Annotated in this window: 18 protein-coding genes and 2 pseudogenes; 11 read left to right on the top strand and 9 right to left on the bottom strand. The window is 37.8% G+C overall.

Annotated features, from left to right (window positions below):
- Positions 1–8 precede the first annotated feature (8 nt).
- The 4 genes and pseudogenes from Ami3637_RS11545 to Ami3637_RS11520 all read right to left on the bottom strand — a co-directional run bounded on the left by Ami3637_RS11545 (position 9) and on the right by Ami3637_RS11520 (position 4,578).
- Positions 9–689 (bottom strand): cobalamin B12-binding domain-containing protein, encoded by a 681-nt coding sequence (locus Ami3637_RS11545; protein WP_162362712.1) that lies wholly within the window; start codon positions 687–689, stop codon positions 9–11.
- A 285-nt stretch (positions 690–974) separates the two neighbouring features.
- A pseudogene (gene mtbB, locus Ami3637_RS11535) lies at positions 975–2,381 on the bottom strand ([dimethylamine--corrinoid protein] Co-methyltransferase).
- 28 nt (positions 2,382–2,409) lie between these two features.
- Positions 2,410–3,897 (bottom strand): annotated as a pseudogene (gene mttB, locus Ami3637_RS17555) ([trimethylamine--corrinoid protein] Co-methyltransferase).
- Positions 3,898–3,927: 30 nt separating this feature from the next.
- Positions 3,928–4,578 carry a cobalamin B12-binding domain-containing protein gene (locus tag Ami3637_RS11520; protein ID WP_162362709.1) on the bottom strand — a complete coding sequence of 217 codons (651 nt, stop codon included), beginning with the start codon at positions 4,576–4,578 and terminating at the stop codon, positions 3,928–3,930.
- A 307-nt stretch (positions 4,579–4,885) separates the two neighbouring features.
- Here Ami3637_RS11520 and Ami3637_RS11515 point away from each other — a divergent pair, with 307 nt between their 5' ends.
- Positions 4,886–6,190, top strand: a complete 1,305-nt coding sequence (locus Ami3637_RS11515) for an AraC family transcriptional regulator (protein ID WP_162362708.1) — start codon at positions 4,886–4,888, stop codon at positions 6,188–6,190.
- A 23-nt stretch (positions 6,191–6,213) separates the two neighbouring features.
- Here the strand turns inward: Ami3637_RS11515 and Ami3637_RS11510 are convergent, their stop codons facing one another.
- A complete protein-coding gene (locus Ami3637_RS11510) occupies positions 6,214–7,089 on the bottom strand; it encodes an aldo/keto reductase (protein WP_162362707.1) in 876 nt (291 codons plus the stop codon).
- A 158-nt stretch (positions 7,090–7,247) separates the two neighbouring features.
- Here Ami3637_RS11510 and Ami3637_RS11505 point away from each other — a divergent pair, with 158 nt between their 5' ends.
- Positions 7,248–7,733: a cupin domain-containing protein gene (locus Ami3637_RS11505; RefSeq protein ID WP_162362706.1), complete on the top strand. Its 486-nt coding sequence runs from the start codon at positions 7,248–7,250 to the stop codon at positions 7,731–7,733.
- A 44-nt stretch (positions 7,734–7,777) separates the two neighbouring features.
- Positions 7,778–9,100, top strand: a complete 1,323-nt coding sequence (locus tag Ami3637_RS11500) for a helix-turn-helix domain-containing protein (RefSeq protein WP_162362705.1) — start codon at positions 7,778–7,780, stop codon at positions 9,098–9,100.
- A 7-nt stretch (positions 9,101–9,107) separates the two neighbouring features.
- Here the strand turns inward: Ami3637_RS11500 and Ami3637_RS11495 are convergent, their stop codons facing one another.
- Together Ami3637_RS11495 and Ami3637_RS11490 are read right to left on the bottom strand one after the other, a co-directional pair.
- Complete coding sequence (locus tag Ami3637_RS11495; protein ID WP_162362704.1) at positions 9,108–10,043, bottom strand: glycyl-radical enzyme activating protein; 936 nt, start codon at positions 10,041–10,043, stop codon at positions 9,108–9,110.
- Between the two features lie 13 nt (positions 10,044–10,056).
- Positions 10,057–12,420 (bottom strand): glycyl radical protein, encoded by a 2,364-nt coding sequence (locus tag Ami3637_RS11490; protein WP_162362703.1) that lies wholly within the window; start codon positions 12,418–12,420, stop codon positions 10,057–10,059.
- A 242-nt stretch (positions 12,421–12,662) separates the two neighbouring features.
- Between Ami3637_RS11490 and Ami3637_RS11485 the strand changes: the two genes are divergently transcribed.
- Together Ami3637_RS11485 and Ami3637_RS11480 are read left to right on the top strand one after the other, a co-directional pair.
- A complete protein-coding gene (locus tag Ami3637_RS11485) occupies positions 12,663–12,923 on the top strand; it encodes a hypothetical protein (RefSeq protein ID WP_162362702.1) in 261 nt (86 codons plus the stop codon).
- A 69-nt stretch (positions 12,924–12,992) separates the two neighbouring features.
- Positions 12,993–13,898 (top strand): DMT family transporter, encoded by a 906-nt coding sequence (locus Ami3637_RS11480; RefSeq protein WP_162362701.1) that lies wholly within the window; start codon positions 12,993–12,995, stop codon positions 13,896–13,898.
- Here the strand turns inward: Ami3637_RS11480 and Ami3637_RS11475 are convergent.
- The gene (locus Ami3637_RS11475) at positions 13,889–15,436 is read right to left on the bottom strand and encodes a hypothetical protein (RefSeq protein ID WP_162362700.1); all 1,548 of its coding nucleotides are present in this window, start codon (positions 15,434–15,436) and stop codon (positions 13,889–13,891) included. The genes Ami3637_RS11480 and Ami3637_RS11475 overlap by 10 nt on opposite strands.
- Positions 15,437–15,695: 259 nt before the next feature.
- On the opposite strand from Ami3637_RS11475, the gene Ami3637_RS17550 reads away from it, so the two are divergent.
- The 4 genes from Ami3637_RS17550 to Ami3637_RS11460 all read left to right on the top strand — a co-directional run bounded on the left by Ami3637_RS17550 (position 15,696) and on the right by Ami3637_RS11460 (position 20,562).
- Positions 15,696–16,175, top strand: coding sequence for an MFS transporter (locus tag Ami3637_RS17550; RefSeq protein ID WP_243158001.1), 480 nt, complete (start codon positions 15,696–15,698; stop codon positions 16,173–16,175).
- A gap of 5 nt (positions 16,176–16,180) precedes the next feature.
- Complete coding sequence (locus Ami3637_RS17545; RefSeq protein ID WP_243158000.1) at positions 16,181–16,939, top strand: MFS transporter; 759 nt, start codon at positions 16,181–16,183, stop codon at positions 16,937–16,939.
- A 138-nt stretch (positions 16,940–17,077) separates the two neighbouring features.
- A complete protein-coding gene (locus tag Ami3637_RS11465) occupies positions 17,078–18,820 on the top strand; it encodes a S8 family peptidase (protein WP_243157999.1) in 1,743 nt (580 codons plus the stop codon).
- 53 nt (positions 18,821–18,873) lie between these two features.
- Positions 18,874–20,562: a S8 family peptidase gene (locus Ami3637_RS11460; RefSeq protein WP_243157998.1), complete on the top strand. Its 1,689-nt coding sequence runs from the start codon at positions 18,874–18,876 to the stop codon at positions 20,560–20,562.
- A gap of 75 nt (positions 20,563–20,637) precedes the next feature.
- Here Ami3637_RS11460 and Ami3637_RS11455 read toward each other — a convergent pair whose 3' ends face one another.
- The gene (locus tag Ami3637_RS11455) at positions 20,638–20,985 is read right to left on the bottom strand and encodes a winged helix-turn-helix transcriptional regulator (RefSeq protein ID WP_162362699.1); all 348 of its coding nucleotides are present in this window, start codon (positions 20,983–20,985) and stop codon (positions 20,638–20,640) included.
- A gap of 111 nt (positions 20,986–21,096) precedes the next feature.
- Between Ami3637_RS11455 and Ami3637_RS11450 the strand changes: the two genes are divergently transcribed.
- A complete protein-coding gene (locus tag Ami3637_RS11450; RefSeq protein WP_162362698.1) occupies positions 21,097–22,029 on the top strand; it encodes a DMT family transporter in 933 nt (310 codons plus the stop codon).
- Positions 22,016–22,276, top strand: coding sequence for a hypothetical protein (locus Ami3637_RS11445; protein ID WP_162362697.1), 261 nt, complete (start codon positions 22,016–22,018; stop codon positions 22,274–22,276). Before Ami3637_RS11450 ends, Ami3637_RS11445 begins: the two co-directional genes overlap by 14 nt.
- Positions 22,277–22,314: the final 38 nt, after the last annotated feature.

Below are 22,314 nucleotides of genomic sequence, written 5' to 3'. Positions count from 1 at the left end.
TTCCTCCGCTATAAATCAAATTTCATTCTTTTTTCTTCCATCAGCTTAACAGCCACCTTGACAGCATCCACTGCATCTTCACTATAACCGTCAGCACCAATTTTCTTTGCCCATCTCGGTGTACAAGGTGCCCCTCCTACCATGGTCATAAAATTCTTCTTTTCTCCAGTTTCTGCTAAAAGTTTTTCCAGCTTCTTCTGTTCAACCATAGTAGATGTAAGTAAAGCGCTTGTTCCAATTATGTCTACATTTCTCTTTTTGGCTTCTTCCAGTATGGTTTCCACTGGAACCTCACAGCCTAAGTCTATTACATCAAATCCTGCAGTCCTCAAAGTTGAAGCAACGATGCCCTTTCCGATATCATGGACATCTCCCGCTACAGTGGCAAGTAATACAGTACCTTTTGTTACGAAAGGAGAATTGGAACCTTCATCAGAATCCAGCAACTCCAAAATGGTATTCGTAACGTTTTTCATAACTTCAGCTGCATAAATTAATTCTGGAAGTGACAGACTCCCTCTGTCGAATCGCTCTCCAATTTCCTGATTTCCTGCACCAAATCCAGCCAGCAGTAAATCCAAAAGATTAACATTCTGTTTTTTTGCTTCAGAAATGATACTAAATGCCTTTTCTTCATCTGCATCCACAATTGCCTCTTTTGCTTTATTTAACAATTCCTGCTTTTCCAAATTTGCGCCTCCTAAAATCATTGTTAGCCGTTAATGGTAAAATAACTATCTATTTCATGCCTAAATATTTTACCATAGTTTTCAGAAGTTTGCTATAAGTATTATCTATTTCAGAGACAGGATATTTGAATTGCGCATATTTTTTGAGCATTCTGACTATTATTAACTTTTAATATGCAGGATAGTTTTACTCCTTGCAAACCTATCCTGCATGTCATTCAATACTTATATCTTTTCTGTAAATTCATTAAGTGTAAGCCGTGAAATAAATCTACTCCTTGCAGATTATTTCAATCCAGCTCTTTCCTTAAATCTCTCTACAGAGTTTACCTGGATTCCAAGAAGTTCCTGGATTCTGAATTTTGCTTCCATTCCTGCATTTGCTTTTGCACATGGTTCCACGTGAGCTAATCCCAGTCCCAGTTCCTCTCTCTTTTCTGACATTGTAACAACGTCGCATAATTCTTCTAAAGATACTCCAAGCTTCTCTGCCACGTATGCTTTCGCCTCGTTGATTTTCATCTTCTTAGCTAGTTGTAAACGCATTACCAGATCTCCGGCAGTGCGTGTACCACCCATACAAGCGGCTAGAGCGTGTGCAGCTTCAGCACCTAAAGGATCGCCTACGCCTATCTACAATCCGTCAATCTTGCCGATCTCAATTAATGCCTTATCTGCTCTTGATACGACATCTGCCGGAAGATTTTCACACATTGGGATACCACATACACCCATTCCTGCATTTGCATGAACCGGGATATTTGCAACATCTGTACAAGCTTTAACGAAAGTACATACTCTTGCAATGTTCCAAGGGAATGATTTGTTACAGTTGGTATTTACTACTACACCGAAGATACTTGCTCCAGCTTCTTCAACAAGCTTAACCTGCTTATGAGGATATAATCCTGCCAGTCTCTGCCCGTTATATTTTAACTTACCATGCATTCCCAGAACGAACTCACCTGCCATACCAATTTCTACTGGCATTTCAGGGAATTTTTCTCTGATTATTTCAGTTGCTTTTAATGATACTAAGAAGTCAGCATCTCCTGCAGCTCCGGATGTATCCAGCATGAAGCCATCAGCTCCCACATCATTCATCTGCTCTGCAACATAAACAATGTCTCTTACTGCGTGATCCACGGCCTCTTCCTGTGCAGCCATGGCTTCCTGTATTTTTCCTTCAGGAAGTAATACTGCCCAGTTGTCAACAGGACCATCTGGCTTAGTATAGAATCCCAGATTAGGCATAGCTCCGTAGAAAAGCGGCATGGTACATCTTCCTAATGCCTGCTTCAGGATTGTTGCCTCTCTCTTTGCAACGCCTTTAACTGTTTTATAGTTATAGTCACTATATCCAATGTCTACAGAATCAGCACCTAAAACTCTCTCATGAATCATAGAGTTTGTATCTCTTGATGTAGGGATACCGCATTTCGTGTTGATTTTATCTGATCCTGAATCATTTGAAGAAACAACTTCCATTCCTGGAGTAACGCCTACAATATTTCCTGGCATAGTCACGATTTCGTAAAGGTGTTCTGTTTCAGCATCTGTAAGTGGATCAATTTTTCCTCTGCGAACTGCATCTTCGATACCTTCTTTGATGTCAGCCCTGATTTCTTCTTCAGTCATATAAACAATGGAACCATCGCCCATACGTGTGAAGAATTTTTTTTGTTCACTCATATCTTTCATCCTTTCATATAGATTAATATTATATTTGCTTCTTTGCTTTGAACTTAGCTAATTCTTCAGCTTCCTCTTCACCTTCCAATACGATATCATGAATCCTCTTCTTAACATCATCTGGAAGCGGAGTAACTTTGTAATTCTCCAGGATATTCCTAGCCTGTTCATTTGCCACCTGATCCATTGATTTGGAACCGTTGGCTTCCCAATTTTCCCGCATTCTGCGATTAATCAGGTTGGTAGTGGAAAGTTCCTGCCTCATATATTTTCTTGTATGCTTCTGGGCCAGATAATTTCCAGCAGGTCCTACTGCTTTAATTACATCCAGAGCAAGTGTGTCCTTATTTACCGGGATACCCTGAAGAATTCTTCTGGTCATCTTCACGATTTCCTGGTCAATAAGCAGTTGCTCATAGCTCATAGTCATACCCATTTCCAGCATTCCCATTCCATAGATTACATTACTGCCAGTAACTGCCGGCAACAGATTGGTCAGCGTTTTTTCATGACCTAACTGTTCATCCAGGCACTTACTGTCCCCCTAAGTGCCCCCTACATTAGTAGGAATGCCATAGTAATGGCCAATCTGACCCACTGCGGCTCCGCACATGGCGTGCTCGGGAGCACCCACAGGAGACTGAGCAGTCTTCATATCCATAATAGTAGTGGAAGTTCCGTATAGAATAGGATTTCCTTTATTAATAATCTGAGCCAGAACAATTCCTCCCAGAATTTCAGCATTTGTACATACCAGTGTTCCGGCCAGAGTTGCAGGAGTAGTTCCTCCGCAAAGCCCCATTGATAAAATATCAATAGGCAGACCGTATTCTGCTGACAATTTGATAATGCTTGTTTCGTTTTCATTAATTTCCAGCGGGCTGTTTGGACATGCTCCCATAGTGATGATTGGTCTTTCTCTTAGTTTGTCGTATCCGCCCTGAATGGCAGCTGCCATGTCTATAAATCTCTTTGTGTTCTTTATGCCTTCCAGATCATGAGCAAAATTCTTCGTCAGGTTGTTAAGAACTGCCTCTGCTTCATGAAGGGATCTTACTTTCTGATTCACATCTCCTGCTGTTACTGCAATGGAAAAAACATCACAGGCCTCCATTGCATCACAGAATCTGGCTACATCACACAAATCCTGCTTGGTCGTTTCTCTAATTTTGTGGGTATATGGATCAATAATAAATACGCCCGTACCAAAGTTCTTATAAGCAACTCTCTTGCCACCAACGAGAGTGTCATTTTTAGGATCTCTGCCGCAAAGGGTAAACTCTGCGGGGCATGCTTCGATTGAATCAATAACTAAGTTTCTTGGAAATTTAACTCTGTCGTTCTCATAGTCTACTTCACATCCTGCACCAGCGTAAATGTTCAAGGCTTCTTTTCCATGAATCTGAAGTCCGTAAGTTTCCATCAGATCCAGAGTGGCTTCATGAATTGCATCCAAGTCTTCATTTCTCAGAACGCAATACCCATATATGTCAGTCTCGTGGGTAAATTTAGCCATTATGTAACCTCCTCTATAACAGTTGAGTTATTATTGCAGTTCTTCAATCCATTTTAAGATAAAGTTAACAGTATCAGAAGCATCTTCACAGTAAGCATCCGCACCAATCTTTTCTGCCCATCTGTTTGTTACCGGAGCTCCTCCTACCATGGTCTTAACCTTGTCTCTGATTCCGGCAGCTTTCAGTGCATCTTCAATGTCTTTCTGAACAGTCATGGTAGTAGTAAGCAGGGCGCTGCTTCCTACAAATTGTGCATTGTGTTCAATTGCAGCATCTACAAACTTCTGAGCCGGAACTTCTCTTCCCAGATCATATACTTCAACGCCATTAGTTTTAACCAGAGAAGCAACGATTCCTTTACCGATATCATGGACATCACCTTCTACAGTTCCAATAACTAATGTTCCATTGGACTTTATTTCTGACATATCCATCTTGCTTTCTATTTCAGCACTTACGGTCTTCATAACTTCTGTTGCAAAAATTAACTCTGGTAGAAATATCTCTCCCATTCCGAAAAGATCTCCCAGCTCTTTCATTCCTGCACTGTATCCGTGGCTTAACAATTCAACAAGATCAACCCCTTCTGCTTCAGCATTTGCTAATGCTTCCATGGCCATATCTTCGTCTGCTTCAACAATCGACTGTTTCGCAGCTTCCATAATTGCTTCTTTACTCATTTTTGTTACCTCCAATTAAAATTAAAAGCAAATTCAAATAAACTATACCTGTAATTTTATTTTACTAGTTATCAACAGGTAGGATATATAAAGCATTTTAGTAATTTTAGTGATATTTTTGTAAACCCTCAAAAAACAGGAGTTTGTGCTATGCACTGTCCCTGTGAGGATAACTTTTCTGCCTCTGATTTTTACTTAAATCTTTATATATTGTATTTTCCTATTGTTTATGCTACAATTCAAGTGAAAATTTTTATAAAATTTAGAATTATTTTTATATATTTAGAACTTTTTATTGGAGATAAGAATGAAGAATTTTGTTATTCCTAATTTAGATAAACCCAACGGAGAAACTCTTTCAGAGTACCTGAGCAGCTCTATTGAGGCTTTCTCAGATATTACCGGGATTGCCGTCACTTATTTTAATAATAACAACGAAATCGTAAAAGAATTCAAAGCTGATGATAAAATCTGCAATTTTTTTGAAGTTTATAAAGAATGCTCTGGACCTTGCAGGCGAAACCTGGCATCCTCAGGTCAGTTTGCATCAAGACTGGGCGAGCCCTATATATTCCTTTGTAAATCAGGTCTTACAAACATTGCCACTTCCCTGATTATCGATGAAGTCTTTGTGGGATATTTTATCGCTGGTCCTATTGTCATGGGAGAGCTAAGAAGCAGCACAGCCAATAATTTTTCCACTCTCAACAGCCTTAATGACACCTCTCTTTCTATGGCAAAAATGTTTGCCAATAAAATGAAAGTATATCATCCCAATCAGGTTTCTCAAATTGCACTTCTGCTTTATAATTGTATTATTACAGCTGTTTCTGACAGTAATGATTATAGTGCCCTCAGGAACCAGTACAGCCAGCAGAATCAGATTAGTGCGGATATCCAAAAATATAAGAAAACACTGAATCCTATGGAATATCCCTATGATTTGGAAAACGTACTGATAAATAACGTAACCGGAGGTCAGATTAATGCAGCTAAGGAAAATGTCAAAGAGCTGTTAAATAAATTTTCAATCCTTGAAGTGGGCGATCTGGAAGGTATTAAGGCTAAATCTCTGTGGCTGTTTGCTATTATCATCCGAATTGCAAATGAGAATGAAAAAAATATCAATAAAATATTAGACACCGATCTGGATGTTATTAATAAACTAAGTGAAGCTGCAACCTTTCCTGAGCTTTTGACCATTTCAGAAACCATCATAGAGCTTATTACTAAAAATATGCTGACATCTATTTATAACGGACACTCTCAGATAATTGCAAAAGCACTGCAATTCATCAATAAACATTACAGTGAAAAAATTACTTTAAAAGATATTGAGCAGAATCTGCATGTAAATGCCTCTTACTTTTCAACTTTATTTAAACATGAAATGGGGGTTACATTCACGGACTACTTAAATGCATTAAAGATTGAACGGGCCAGTGAACTTTTATCAACCACCAATTTAAGCATTATTGATATATCATTATCCGCAGGATTCGATGATCAAAGCTATTTTACCAAAGTTTTTAAAAAGGCCAAAGGAGTTACTCCAAAACAATATCGAAGCACAAATTCCATGGTAAATCCAGAACTGGAAATCCAAAAATAATTTCAAGTAACCATGAAAAAATCCTAATATTTTTCCATGGTTACTTTTTTCTGTGGAGCAGGAAAAGATCTTGAAAGTTGTTCCACATCCTGTTCAGATAAAACGATTCTTCCTGCTATTTCATTTTCTTCAATATGTTCTGACTTAACAGCTTTGGGGATTGCAACCATATCATCGAATCTCAGGACAAATGCCAATAACAGCTGTACAACAGATATCCCATACTTTGCTGCTACTTCTTTCACATTTTTATCTTTCATCAGCATTGCTTTTGACATACCATCCTGGGTGATTAATGCTCCCGCCTGTCCCACCGGACTATAAGCCATAAAAGGAATTTTTCTTTCACGCTGCCACTCCATTAAATCATATTCTATTCCTCTTGTCCCCAGGTTATATAATATTTGATTAATACTGCACCTCTTTCCATCTGAGACTTTCCATAAATCTTCCATGTCTTCCACATCAAAATTAGAAACCCCCCATCTTTTTATTTTTCTCTTTTCTATTAAATCTTCCATACAATAAACCACTTCAGCAAGATCTGCATTTTCCCTCCAATGGAGCAGATACATATCAATGTAGTCTGTGCCCAGCATTTTAAGACTTTTTTCGATGCTTTTATATATCTGTTTTCTATTTGCATTTTCAGGCATGACCTTACTTACCAGATAAACATCTTGTCTCCTGAATGTTTTTATTGCGTTCCCAGTAATGTTTTCCGCTTTCCCATCACCATACATTTCTGCAGTATCAATGAGATTTAATCCTAATTCAATACCATATTTAAGACTTTTTACTTCTTTTTCAAAGTTGTTATCCTCTTCTCCCATGAGCCATGTCCCCTGACCCAGCTGTGGCATTGAAGAACCATCTGGTAATAAAACTTTTTTCATCATTTCCTCCACTCTGCTGCATATCTGACAGCAAAAATCATAATGACTTATATTTCAAAAATTACAAAGAAACAAATACTTTTTAATGAAAAATTTATATTTTTATATATAATAAATATAAAGGAATACTGCCGTTCAACAAAATTTCCCTGGAGGTTTCTATGCTTTTAGAAAAAATCATATATGCCAATGACTTGCCAATTAATATAAAATTGGCAAATATTACAGAATATCCTTTTCATTTTCATAAGGATATTGAATTTATTTTTGTATTAAAAGGGAATATATCATTAAAAAACGGCTGTTGCACCTACGAACTGCCTGAGGGTAGTGTTTTCACAAGCAATGGACATGAAGTGCATGGATTTCACTGTGAAAATAGCGATAACATAGTTGCCATCATTCAGATCAGTAATCTTTTTTTTACACAATATTTCCCTAATCTTCCTAAAAGCTGCTACCGTACTTATACCTCAGAGGAAACAGATTCCCGTTTTGATGTACTCAGACAAAAGTTACTACTTATTATCTGGGAATATTTAAAAAGAGGCAGTAACTACAAAAGTAAATGCATTGATTACACGATCCAGCTGATTCATTACCTTAATCTTAACTTTAATTTGTTTTCCTTTGATAAAAAACGGTAGTTGACTTCAGCAGCAATATTGATAACAGATTATTAATTGAAAGAATGAGCAAGATAATTAATTATATCTACGCCGAACATTCCAACAATATCACTCTAGACGACCTCTCTAAAATGGAGCACTTAAGTACTTACTATATTTCTCACATGATAAAAGCATCTTTAGGCATGAATTTCAGGGAATTTCTATGCTTTGCAAGAGTTGAATCATCAGAAATACCACTTCTGGCTACAAATAAAAAAATCAGTTCTATTGCTAAAGAAGTGGGTTTTTCAACCACTTCCTATTATGAAAAGTATTTTAAAAAATGGTTTGGCCGTTCTCCTTTAGAGCATAGAGAGCTCTGTGCTCCTCTTATTCTGAGTTCTTCTAAGACAGAAACGGCTGCTCCAGTATCCATAAGCGAAATTATATCTGCTGTTACTGAGGGCTTATCTGCTGTTACTTCTCAGGAAACCAGTGATTTGCATGTTCAGTATATAAAACAGGATATTACTATTGCTTCTCATGCTCAAAGGATTTCTTATTATGCTCCAAAGGTACAACTGATTATTTCTCTGCAGGACTATAATACTTTAGGTTCTGAAATTTTTCACATACTTAAAAAGCTGAACTGCTTTGATGTCATTATTGAAACGACTAATCCTGCAGATGCTGAATTATCAGAACTATTTCAAACAGACCTGATTAAACATCATTGCAATGCTTCAATTAAAAGTACTTCTGCCTTATCCTCCTTAACCTCTTATGGTTTTGACTCTATCGCCTTTATGATATATTTGTTGAATAATAATATGATGTCTAACAAACCCATAAGATTACGTTTGATGGATCCGGATTCAAAAACAAGTCTCACTGGCTATCCTGCATTACTCACTTCTGGTGGAATGCCCAAACCCTCCTACTATGCCTGTTTTTTCATGACAAGACTTTTCGGTGATTTAATTTATCTGTGTGATAACTGCTCCATAGTAAGGCTGGACCGTGAGAAGACATGCTATGGAATATTTATTTATAATTATAATGATAGTATGAACCGTTTATGTACCCGGAGAACTTCCTTTCTGGAAACGCAGTCTACCATTAATGCATTCTTAGATGAACTGAACATTAACATTAACTTATTGGGCATAACCGGAAAGCATATTATCACAAAATATACCTTTACCACACAGAATAATATTTTTAATCTGGTTTCCAAACTTGGTTTTACCAATGGGTTTAAATCTGCTCTTAACCTGGACCATAAAGAGTACACCACACCTGATATAGATATTCAGGTTGAATCGGTTACTGATACATTAAATATCAGCTTTTCCTTTACCGGAGCCGGCATTCAGGTAGTAGTTATTGAACCCTTTGATTAGGGTGAAGTTAAAGCTTTCCCAAAACTTCTACTTCAGCTCCTAATTCCTTAATAAAATATTCTTTGATTTTTTCCACTTTTTCATCATCTGGAGGCTGGAAAATTTCCTGCATGCCCCCAATATTTTTTTTCTTGCTGATGCCTAAATTGTGATAGGGTAATAAAGTTATTTTTTTTATGTTATTTTTTTCGTAGAATTCTGCCGTTAACCCGATGATTTCTTCTGTATCATTTATGTCTTTTATTAAAGGCATTCTCATAACCAGCTTTTCGTTTAATTCAGGAAAGGATGCTATCCTGGACAGGTTTTCCAGAATAACCCCATTCCCTTTTCCCGTATATTTTTTATGAACTTCACTGTCGATACATTTCATATCATATAACAGGTGGCCTACATTTTTCTTTCTGACCAGTTTTTCCAGTACATCTCCATCACCAAAACCTGAAGTATCAAGGCAGACATTGATTTTCTCTTTTTCTGCCATATCAATTAATTCTTCTGTAAAAGCAGGCTGTGACAGCATTTCTCCCCCACTTATGGTCATTCCACCGTTTGTATAGGAATAAAACTGTTTATCCTGGACAACCTGATATATAACTTCTTCTGCTGTCATAAATTTGGCAACTGGCAAAAGCCCTTTGGCATAGCAGATTTCCGTACACTTCATGCATCGGATACATAACTCCCGATTAATTTTAATTTTTTTGTCTGCATCTGCATAAATGGCATGCTGGGTACATTCTTTAATACAATAGCCACACTGGATGCAATTATTGGGCATCTCTATGACCTGTTGTTCAAATTCAATTAGTTCCGGATTATGACACCATTTACACGCTAAGGGGCAGCCTTTTAAAAATACTGTGGTTCTTATTCCTGGACCATCTTCTGTTGAAAATTTCTGAATTGCACCTACTAATGCCTTTTGACACTGTTTTTTCATAAATATCACCCAACTATTTTAAATGAGCTGTTCTGTAAATAATCGTATCCTGTGCAGCCTTATCCAGTTCTGTAAAATACGCCATATATCCTGCTACTCTGACCATAAGACCTTTGTACTTTTCAGGCTCATTCTGAGCTGCTTTTAAAGTTTTATCGTCTACCACATTTATCTGTATATGTTCTCCCCCATTATCAAAATATGTTTTTATGACACCTTCAAGAATTTGCAGGCCCTTTTCTCCTTCAATGCCTTTTGGATCAAATCTTAGGTTAAACAACGCACCATCATGGAACTTTTTCTGATCTATAGCCGCCACTGATTTTACTGTAGCAGTAGGTCCGGACAAATCCCTTCCCATGGTTGGAGATGCATTGTCACAATATGGTTCTCCTGCTCTTCTGCCGTCAGGTGTTGCACCGCATGCTTCCCCATGTGAAATATTTACTGTCTGGGACAGATTACAGAAAGAATAGTGTCCGTGTCTGGAATCTTCCCAGGATTGAACCGTGTCAGCACAGAAACCTAAAATTTCTCTTGCAATTCCATCAACATACTCATTGTCATTTCCGTATTTAGCAGGTTTGTTAATTAACAGCTGTCTCAGCCTTTCATTTCCCTCAAAGTTTTCATCCAGTGCCGTAATTAATTCTCCTATACCAATATCTCTATCTTTAAATACAACCTCTTCAATAGCAACTAATGAATCTGCCAGATTTGCAGCTCCTGTTATAAACATACCTGCTGTAGTATACTTGGCTCCCCCTTCCTGAACAGATTTCCCAGACTGAACGCAGCCTTCCATTGCCATGGAAGCAAATATTACAGGAAGCCTTAGCATATGCTGGGGTACCATCAGGTCATATCCTTCCTTAATCATTTGATAAAAGTACTTAAGTTGTTCTTTTACTGCATTTTTTAATTCCTCCATGGATTTAAATTCTTCCGGATTACCAGTCTCAAGTCCCAGCTGTTCTCCTGTTTTAGGATCTTTGCCATTATGTAATACTAATTCTAAAACTTTGGGAGCATTTACATAGCCTGCGTCTGGTGAGCCATCGGTAGTTCCTCCCCCTGGTGCCGGCTGAATACATCCTACAATGGTCCAGTCTCTTGCCTCTTCAATGGTGCAGCCTTTCCCCATGGTCATTGGGATAGCAGCATTATCATTAAAAAAACCGGGGTTCGCCATTCCTGCCTGTATCATCCTGGCACCTTTTCGTATAAGTTCTCCTGGTGTATCTTTGAAAACACGTACCGCAAGTACCGGCTGTGTTGTCTGTAAATCTGCCGCTGCATCCAGGCATAAATAGGATAATTCATTTGTGGCGTCATGACCTTCCGGGGTCTGACCTCCCACCATGAGAATTTCCCACATGGGATATCCCGCAAAAGACTTGGCATACCATCGGTCTCTTACCTCATATACTTCACAGCATTTTAGGTAAAAGCATTCCAGTAACTCCAAAGCTTCCTCCTGCTTCATCCTCCCTTTCTCATAGTCCGTCTTAAAAGCTGGATACATATACTGGTCAAACCTTCCAAACCCACACGCAGTGGTTGGAGCTTCAATATGAAATACCACCTGGATGAACCAAATCATTTGTAATGCCTGATGAAAGGTTTCAGGGGGATTCTCAGGAACTATCCTGCAGTTTTCTGCAATCTGCATCAATTCTCTCTTTCTTTTTTCATCCTTGCACTCTCCGGCCTGCCTTTCTGCCTCTTCAGCCATTCTGTGTGCGTAAGAAATCAGGCCTTCACATATTATGATACAGGCTTTCCAAAAATCCACTTTTTCCTGTTTTTCCTTGGTTCCGCCTTTTACTCTTTCAATATTTGCAGCGCATTCTTTCATATAACCTTTTAACCCTATTTCTAAAAATTTTTTATGATTGGGCGTGGTCTCACCTGAAACTCCATTTCTGCATCCCACTGAAATAAGATCTTGTTGTCTGGCATTCTCAATGTATGCTGGAAGAATTTCAAGAGATAAATCTTCCATAGACTTACCTTCCCAATATTTAAGGGCTTCTAATATAATTTCTCTGTCTTCCTTCTTAATTCTATATGGATCTGTCTTTCTTATTGGAAACTCGTCAATATCCTCAGTAAGCCATTTACTTGAAGTATACTCAGGGAATAAATTCGCCCCCCGGTATTCATTTGTTGGTGTACCCACAATAAGCTCATCATCCATAATAAGAGTGGTCATATTCTCCAGCACGTACCTGACTATTTTAGCTCTGAAAATTGGAATAGCCTCTCCTGCAAATTTCTGATGTGCCAAAGTAGCAAGAACCAGCCTTTCGGATGTAATGACAGGAATGGTGTCAAAATACTTTTCTCTCATCCTCTGAAGTCTTTCATTTAACATTTTTTCTCCTCCAATTCATATTTTCTACACCGATTTGTTACTATAATATTAGTAATTGCCCCTTTATTCAATAATTTGATTGTTCAAAAAATTAATTAACTTGTTATTGAATTGACAGACAAATAGTAATAATATATATTTATTATTACTTGATATGGGATAGCAAAGCCCCAGTCAGTACCGTTAACATTTTTATTTTCAGCATTATTTTACGGAAGTTATTGAAAAAGAAAGGATTTTATATGAAAAGAATAAGAAATTTATTTATAGTTTTAGGTGTAATGGTAGCTCTTTTACCTCTTTTTCTGTTTTATACACAACACACTTATTATGGAATATATTTTAGTCTTGTAACCACTGTTTCAACAGTGCTGCTTTTTATTATTGCCGCATTAGTACAAATTTCCCTGAATAAAAAAGAAGGCCGTTCTATAACCTTCCCGCTTATATTTATTGGTGGATTTATTTTTTTGCTTATATATCTTCTTTTCATTTATATTTAAAAATAAGACATGAGACCTCCTGAGGTTTCATGTCTTAATTATTGTTACAGCAAGGGGATGAAAACATCTATGAAATATAACAAAGAAATAATGTCAGTCTTTGGACTTATTGTTTGTGCTTCGTTATGGGGTATTGGGTTTCCTGCAATGAAAGCTGTCGCAACATTACCCACATTCTACATGATAGCTGTGCGGTTTGCTGTTGCAGCAATGGTACTTGGCATCCTGTTTTTTAAACAATTAAAATTTACCAGTAAAATTCTGATAAAAAACGCACTGATTCTTTCTCTGTTAAATTTTTCTTTATACATCTTTGATACAATTGGAATAAAGTATACCTCCTCTGCAAAAGCATCGTTCTTTAGCTGCCTGGGTTTTCTTATAATACCTATCTTAAATTTAATCATATATAAACAAAAATTCACCAAAATAACCACTATCAGTGTTTCTATCTGCCTGACAGGTATTATTTTTTTATCTTACTCTCCTGACATGGGATTTAAACTGGCACTTGGTGATATTATCTGCATAGGAGGTTCTGTTCTGGGCTCTCTTTATATTATTTATCTTGACAGAATCAGCCAAAAGGGTGAGAACAGTAATCCAATACTTCTTTCCACCTTTATGATGTTCTTTACCTGTCTTTGGAGCACTTCAGTGGCGTGGTTCCATCATGATTTTACGGTTATGCCTTCAAGAATTAATCTGTATATTTTAATATTTATCGGTCTGTTTTGTACCTGCATAGCTTTTCTGCTTCAAACCATCTGTCAGAAATATGTACCTTCTAACCGGGTGGGGATCATATTTGCTATAGAACCTACCTCAGGAGCTTTCTTATCCATATTACTTCTCAATGAAAAAATGAGTAGTGTTGGTATCTTAGGAGGAATTCTGGTTATTGGCAGTTTACTTTACCAGGAAATTATGAGTAATAAAATCCATAAAGAAGATGGTGATACTCTTCAGGCATAGCCCAGGAAACCGCTTGTACTTAACTGGATATTTTTATCATCAGTATACTTTGAAACAAAACTGTTCCAATTCTCTGACAGGGTCTCTATTCCAGATTTTTTATCAATATACCCGTTGTTTGAAAGATCAGGGGTAATTGCATCTTCACGATATTTCAACGTGTTTTTAAAGAAATTATTCCAAAATATGGACCCATTGTTCCCATAACGGTTAAGGAAGGAATACTGAGAATCTTTTGTCCTGTTCATATGTTGATTTTTTCCATATGCCGCCCCTTCCTTTAAGGCTGTCAGCATATCTTTTGTTGCCTGATAAATACTCATTACCTTGTGGTACACAGAAAAGATCTGCTTTTCATCCAGATCTGCCATTCTTCCAGGTTCAGCAACCTTTTTTCTTTCTTCTGCCAGCTGTTTGTTTAATCTGTCAGGAAGCGTACTGATAAAATTTTGTATCGACTGTGAAACTGCTTTTTTCAAACTGTCAGATACATCACTGTACTTATTAAAGACTTCACCTTTTAAGTCCAGCTCAGCCATTTTAAGACCAATTTCCTCTTCGCTTTGATAACAGCTTATCTCTCTTTTTCCATTACTGCTATAGCTTTTTATTTCAGATACCATATCCTTTGTTTTTTGAAGTTCTTCCAAAGAATAATATTCCTTTCCTTCCCCTGCTGTCTCCGAAATTTTATCAGCTTTGGCCACTTTTCTCAGCTGGCAAGCCATGTAGGAATCATCATTTTTCAGCCACTGGTTGTCTGTACCATCCAGTTTTGCATAATCTTTTTCTTTGCTTATGTACTCGGAATATTTATTTACCAAATCTTGGTAGGCCTTTATAACACTGTCCTGAATTTTTTGTGTTTCCCCTCTTACCTCATTTTGGCCAAAAAATCCTCCAACTTCTTTTGCGGTATTCTCTGCAATGATTTTAACAGCAGAATCAAAATCAGATTCCAATTTGCTTAAAAGATTTTCTCTTTCTGATCCCGAATAAGTATCTTCTAAATGCTTTTTAGACACCACATATCCTGAGGCCAGATAGTCTATGCTGTGTTCCAACCCTGACGTATCTTCATTGAGACCCATTATATAAAATTGGGATTTTGCACTGTCATAAACTTTAGCACTGTCGCTCTGTTTCAAGCTGTCAATAAACTCCTTCGGCACGGGAGAATTAGGTTCACGCAGCTTTATGTTCTGCACATTACCGTTTATTATGTCATCAAGTTTAATTGTAAACTGTTTATTATACTGATAGTTTAGGGCATCCTCAAAGGTATAGTCCCGCTCTGAGGAAGGAACAATTTCACATTCTGTTATGGGTGTACCAGAATAATTTTTCATATTGGATTTTGTTACTTCGCCTGAATAGAGTATCAGATTTACATCTTGGGAGGCATTGTCCTTTTCAGTTTCTACACTGACTGCATTCCTATGATTTAACGTCTCAGCATATTCTTTTGCATTATTTTTTGCAGTGGGCACACTATTTAACCACTGAGCGTATTTACTGTCTATTTTTGAAATATTCATCTAAACACATTCCCCTTTTTTAGTATTTCCGAAATAAGTTCCAATATTTGTAATATCGGCAACTTTTAAAAAAACTAAAGCATTTCTGAAATATAAATCATTGACAGTATTGAATTCTTCAGCTATGATAAACGGGTAACGGAGGGTGCGTGCAAAGTGCTGGATAAGTTATCAACAAATATTGTTGATTACTTATCCTTTTTTGTTTTCCCCATAAAATGCCTTCCAGTTAAAACACATATGTTAGGAGTCTTAAATAATGAAAAATCACAAAATACACCCAGACAAGGAAACCATATTATTGGTACCACAAAAATATCTGGGCTCAAAAGGCCTTATACTATTTATTTCTTTAATGGGGATGTTCATACCACTCTCCATTGATTTGTATCTTCCCGCCATGCCTGCCATGACGGATTATTTTGACACAACAGCTACAATGGTCAATCTGACGCTTATTGCCTTTTATTTCTTTTTTGCAATTGGAGTAATCATATTTGGACCTTTTAGTGATAAGTATGGTCGAAAAGCAATCCTTATTTTATGTCTCATTTTCTACACTGCCGGAAGTATAGCTTCTGCTTTGTCCGCCTCCATACTACAGTTAATCCTCTTCCGAGTATTTCAATCATTAGGAGCTGGAGGGATTATGGCTATTTCAACAGCCATGATAAAAGATTGTTTCTCTGGGAAGTTGAAAAGTAAGGTCCTTGCTATTGTACAAGCCATGGGGTACTAGCACCAATGATTGCACCTATTGCAGGAGCTGCTATTTTACGTATAGCAGAATGGAGAGAAACCTTCTGGATTCTGGCATTAATAGGAGTCCTTACATTAATAACAGGAATACTTTATGAGGAAACATTACCAAAGTCAAAACGCTATGATGGAAATCCGGTCAGCTCTCTGACGCGCCTGCTGACAGTTGGAAAGAATGTGGGATTCAGCACGTTCCTTTTTATTTGTGCAGTGTTGGCAGCTCCATATATGGCTTATGTGACGGTATCCTCTTACATATATCAGAATTATTTTTGTCTAAATGCACAAACATACAGCTACTTCTTTGCGTTTAACTCTGCATTAGCTATATTAGGGCCGGTCATTTATATACGTTCTATAGGGAAAATATCTGCTTATACCTTCTCCTGGGCCTGTTTTGTCATATCCTTAGCCAGTGGAATCTGTGTATTAACCCTCGGAGATTATTCCCCATGGATCTTTCTTCTTTCATATCTTCCATTTACCTTAGTTGAAAGTGCAATCCGTCCTTTCAGTACCAATATTCTACTGGATCAGCAAAGTGATGACATTGGCTCTGCATCTTCACTAATTAATGCAGTTCATACTATATTAGGAAGTATTGGCATGTCACTGGGTTCTTTAGCCTGGGGTAACATGATTCATGGTCTGGGAATTATTATGGTTTCCTCTTCTGTGATTGCTATAGGCATGTGGATTATCCTATTGAGAAGTACGATAACATTAAAATACTTAAAAGATTAATGTCTTTTCTTGAATAAAAGTCATTCTGAATAGAGAAAAAACATATATTTGAAATATATTATCTTGCTATGGGCTTAAACTGCTATGTCTTCTGCATATTAGTCTTAAAATGTATTTATAAAATCCATTTTTAATATATTGAATTCTCAGCTACTGGCAGTGAAACTAATCAAAGGGAGGTGCATTCTTATACCAGATGATGTTTTATATTCACCAGATATTGTTGACTTCACTATAAGAAAAAATGCTTATTACGCACCACTTATACTTAACAATCCAAATCTGATTACCAGCCATACAGTTGCAGATACCTATGTCATATGCTATGTTAACGTAAACAACTTTACAGAAATGATGGACTATATGGGCTCAGATTTTATAAATAGTATTTCAAATGTTTTTGGACTCACAGACCGGGCTGCTTTGGAGGATTCTGGCATCATACAGGTGCAGGACCAGCCTTATCTTAACCTGAAGGGAAACAACGTGTTAATTGGATTTGTCGACACAGGTATTGATTATACCCAGAAGGTCTTTCAATATGAAGATGGCAGCAGTAAAATAAAATTTATTTATGATCAGACGATTCCTGGCACACCGCCAGCTGGCTTTCCTCTGGGAACAGAATATACAAATGAGCAGATTAATGCGGCCTTGCTTTCTGATGCTCCTTATGAAATAGTCCCTCACAGAGACACCGCAGGCCATGGTACATTTTTGGCATCTATAGCCGCAGGCCGTGCTGCTGACGATTATATTGGCGCAGCTCCTGATTCTGAAATCATTATGGTAAAACTAAAAAAGTCATATCCATTTTATCTTGATAATTATTTAGTTCCTGCAAAACAGGAAAATGCATTTTCATCCACGTCTGTTATGCTGGGTGTTGAGTACATTTTACAGAAAGCCGCTGAACTTAACAGGCCGGTAGTCATATGTATCGGGCTGGGCTCCAACTATGACAGCCATGACGGAGAATCCCTCCTGGAAGATTATTTATTTAACACATGCAGCCTTCCAGGAGTTTGTACGTGTATCTCAGTTGGTAATGAAAGCCAGGCAAGGCATCATTTTTTTCAGCAAATTACCCAAAATGATGTTCCCGTAAATATCGACATCAAAACGGGTGAAAATGCGGGAGATATATTTGTTATAATTACCAACAAATACAGTGACCGGATTTCAGTTTCTGCACGTTCACCCACAGGAGAAATCATCAGCCGTATTCCAGCCAAGGCAGGACGCACATATACCACGCAGTTAGTATTGGAGCCCTCCAAAATCAGCGTTTCTTATTATTTCCCAGTGGGAGGCAGTGGAAATCAGGCTACTATAATTAAAATACGAAATGCTACTCCAGGCATATGGACCATTGTTGTTTATGGCGATATTGTCATCGATGGTAAGATTAATGCCTGGTTACCGTTAACAGGCTTTGTTTCACCCACCGTAGGATTTCTATCTTTTACTCCTTATACCACCATTACATCTCCTGCCATTAATTTAGGACCTATACGTTGCGGTGCATATAACAGTTATAATAACAGCCTTTACCCAAAGTCCTCCTGGGGACCCACCAGGCACTCACCCAATGTACCAGATTTTGTTGCACCGGGCTATCAAGTTGGCGGTTACTACCCTACGGGGTATGGTACCATGGACGGTACCAGCGTGGCCGCTGCTATTACCTCTGGAGCCTGTGCATTAATGCTTCAATGGGGAATTGTAGAAGGTAACGATTTAGGATTCAGCACGCCTATTATAAGAACCTATCTGATTCGTGGATGCCGTCGAAGCGACTTAATAAAATATCCTAACGTGCAATGGGGATATGGCACTCTGGACTTAATGCAGTCCTTTATTGTCATGCGACAATTATAAGCGTAATACTATGGATAAGATTATTATATCCCTTAAACAGGAGGTGAATTCACTTGGATGATGATATCCTTTATTCCCCGGATGTTGTAGATTTTATGATAAGAAAAAGTGCTTTGTATACACCCCGTATATTAGAACACCCAGGGCTTATTGCGGTTCACTCTGTGGGCATATATTATGTTTGTTATGCAAAACAAAAAGATTATCTGGAAATAGTCACCTTTATGGGTAATGATTTTATTAATACCGTACCAACTGTAATGGGGCTCCTTGATCGTGAAAGCCTGGAGTCTTCTGGCATTATACAGGTCCAACAGCAGCCATACCTGAACCTCAATGGTGCAAACGTGTTAATAGGATTTGTAGATACAGGAATCGACTATACTTTAGATGTTTTTCGAAATGAAGATGGAACCAGTAAAATAAAATTCATATATGACCAGAGTATCCCAGGAACTCCTCCTGCTGACTTTCCTCTGGGGACAGAATACACAAATGAGCAGATTAACAGCGCTTTAGCTTCTGATACACCCTATGAAATAGTTCCTCATATAGATGTAGATGGCCATGGTACATTTTTAGCTTCTATAGCGGCAGGCCGTCCTGTTGATAATTTTATAGGGGCTGCACCTGACTCAGAAATCATCATGGTTAAATTAAAGAAAACATACCCTTTTTATCTTGACCGTTTCTGTGTTCCAGTGGAACAGGAAAATGCTTTTTCAGCTACTTCGGTTATGCTGGGAGTACAATACATTTTGCAGAAAGCAGAAGAACTTAACCGTCCAGTGGTTATATGTGTCGGACTTGGTTCCAACTACGACAGCCATGATGGCTATGGAATCTTCTCAGAATATCTATATAATATTTCCAATAATCCTGGAGTATGCCTTTGTGTTGCAGTGGGAAATGAAACTCAGGCAAGACATCATTATTTCCAGCAGTTTTCTTTAGCAGGGACTCCAGAAACCATTGATATAATGGTAGGTGACAATGCCGGTGATATATTTGTTCTTGTGGCAAATACAATCAGTGACCGAATTTCAGTTTCTGTGCGTTCACCTACAGGTGAACTGGTGAGCCGAGTGACTCCTAGATCCGGATTTACTTTCAGTTCCCAGCTTGTGCTGGAACGTTCCCAAATTACTGTAACTTACTATTATCCACTGGAAGGCAGCGGGGATCAGATAACAATAGTCCGGATTCTGGATGCTACTCCAGGCATTTGGACCATAACCGCTTATGGGGACATCGTGGTAGATGGTACTATCAATGCCTGGCTTCCATTAACTGGTTTTGTATCTCCAACTGTTGAATTTTTATCATCAACACCGTATAATACTATAACCTCTCCCGGAAATGCTCCCGGTGGCGTGCACTGTGGTGCTTACAACAGCATCCGGAACAGCCTTTATCCAAACTCTTCCTGGGGCTCCACCAGGTTACCATTAGATTTACCCGATTTAGTAGCTCCCGGTTATCAGGTGGGAGGATACTATCCTTCCGGATACGGTACCATGGACGGTACAAGTGTAGCAACAGCAATTACTTCTGGGGCCTGTGCATTAATGCTTCAATGGGGAATTGTAGAAGGTAATGACCTTGGTTTCAGTACCCCTCTGATTAGAGCATATTTAATAAGAGGCTGTAGCCGCACTGATGTAATGCAATATCCAAATCCTCAATGGGGCTTTGGAACATTAAACTTATTACAGACATTCTTTTATATGCGTGAATTATAAATAAAAAGGACTGTAGCCTATATTAAATGAGGTGACCCCTTAAAGTTAAACTTTATGGAGTCACCTCATACTGGCTTAGTCCTTTTTCTTATTCTCATTTAAGTGATACACCCAGGCTCCCAGACTATCTATAATTGGAATCAGTTCTGCACATGCGTCAGTTATACTGTATTCTACATGGGGAGGAATCTCCATAAACTGGGTCCTGACAATCAAACCATCTTCCTCTAGCTCCTTTAATGTTGTTGCCAGCATTGTGTTAGAAATGTCATTAATTTTTCTTTTTAATTCATTGTATCTTGTCGTTCCATCTGTATTCAATGAACAGATAATACGGATTTTCCACTTTCCTCCTATCAGCCTTAATGCGGAAGATATAGGACATGGGTCTACACAGGGACACTGATTTCCAGATTTAAACATGGTCAGATTCTCCTTACTTACTCAATAAATTCTGCGTTCTTGTTAAGTTCTCAGACTTAAGGTAAGCTAATTGTATCAAATACGAAAAACAAAGTAAAGGAGGTTCCATTTATGACATCGCAGTTAAAAGCAGATTTGATGCTTCTTCTAGTAGTATCCTGTTGGGGGTTTTCTTTTTACCTTACTGATATAAGTTGTGCCACATTAGATACCTTTACCTTAAATGCCTTTCGATTTATCATCGCTTTTGCCGTTGCGGTTCTTTTAGCATTTCCAAAGCTTCGTAGTATATCAGTTCAGACATTGAGTTACAGTTTATTACTGGGGCTCATTCTTTCAATCATGTATGCAACTATGACCTTCGGAATCAAAAATACGGTTTTATCTAATTCTGGATTTCTTTGTGGCCTTACCGTTATTTTTACACCCCTTCTTTCCTGTTTTATTTATCGAAAACCACCTGAGAAAAAACTGATGCTGGTAGCAGGTATGTGCGTGCTAGGTATTGCACTACTCACATTAACTAATGGCTTTCAAATCAACCAGGAAAATTTAAAGGGAGATTTACTCTGTATTTTATGTGGTCTTTTTTATGCTATAGACCTTATCATTACAGAGAAAGCAGTATCATACCAGGAGGTTAATGCCTTTCAATTAGGTGTTTTACAATTAGGTATTACTGGGGGAATCAGTCTTATTCTTGCATTTTTGTTAGAAAGCCCCCATCTTCCTCCCACGCCTAAAATCTGGGTTGCTGTACTATTCCTTGCTATTTTCTGTACAGGTGTAGCTTTTATAGTCCAGGCAATTGCACAACAATATACCAGTGCAACCCATGTAGGAGTTATCAATTCTCTGGAGCCTGTGTTTGCCGGAATTGTAGCCTATTTTTTTGCAGGAGATATTCTCTCTCCTAAATCTTATTTAGGTGCTGCTTTAATGGTTACAGGGTTGATTATAATGGAAATTAATTTTTCAGATTTTCACCTAATGTATAAAAAAATAATAAAAATTAAGGAGGAACTAAAAAATGACCCTAAATGAAGTAAAAGTGAGAAGAGATTTGCTCATGGAAAGTATCATGGGAAATGAACATTTATCAAAAATTTTTTATGATGGTCAGCAAGGTTTACCAAAAGAATCAGAGTACATAAAAAAGCTTAAGCTGTTAAATGAAGCTGTTGAAACAGAGAGCTCCAATGATTGTGGCTGCGGTAAGAACATGCGTCTTAATACACTGGAGAATCTGCTACATGAAACAGAAGCAATCTGGAAAGAATTGCAATGCTAATATTTATCTTATATAAAAGCTGCGCCAGCCTTAGGTTC

Source organism: Aminipila terrae, from assembly GCF_010120715.1.
GTDB classification, from domain to species: Bacteria; Bacillota; Clostridia; order Peptostreptococcales; family Anaerovoracaceae; genus Aminipila; species Aminipila terrae.
Note: the sequence above shows the minus strand (reverse complement) of the source record. Positions and strands in the feature narration are given on the sequence as shown.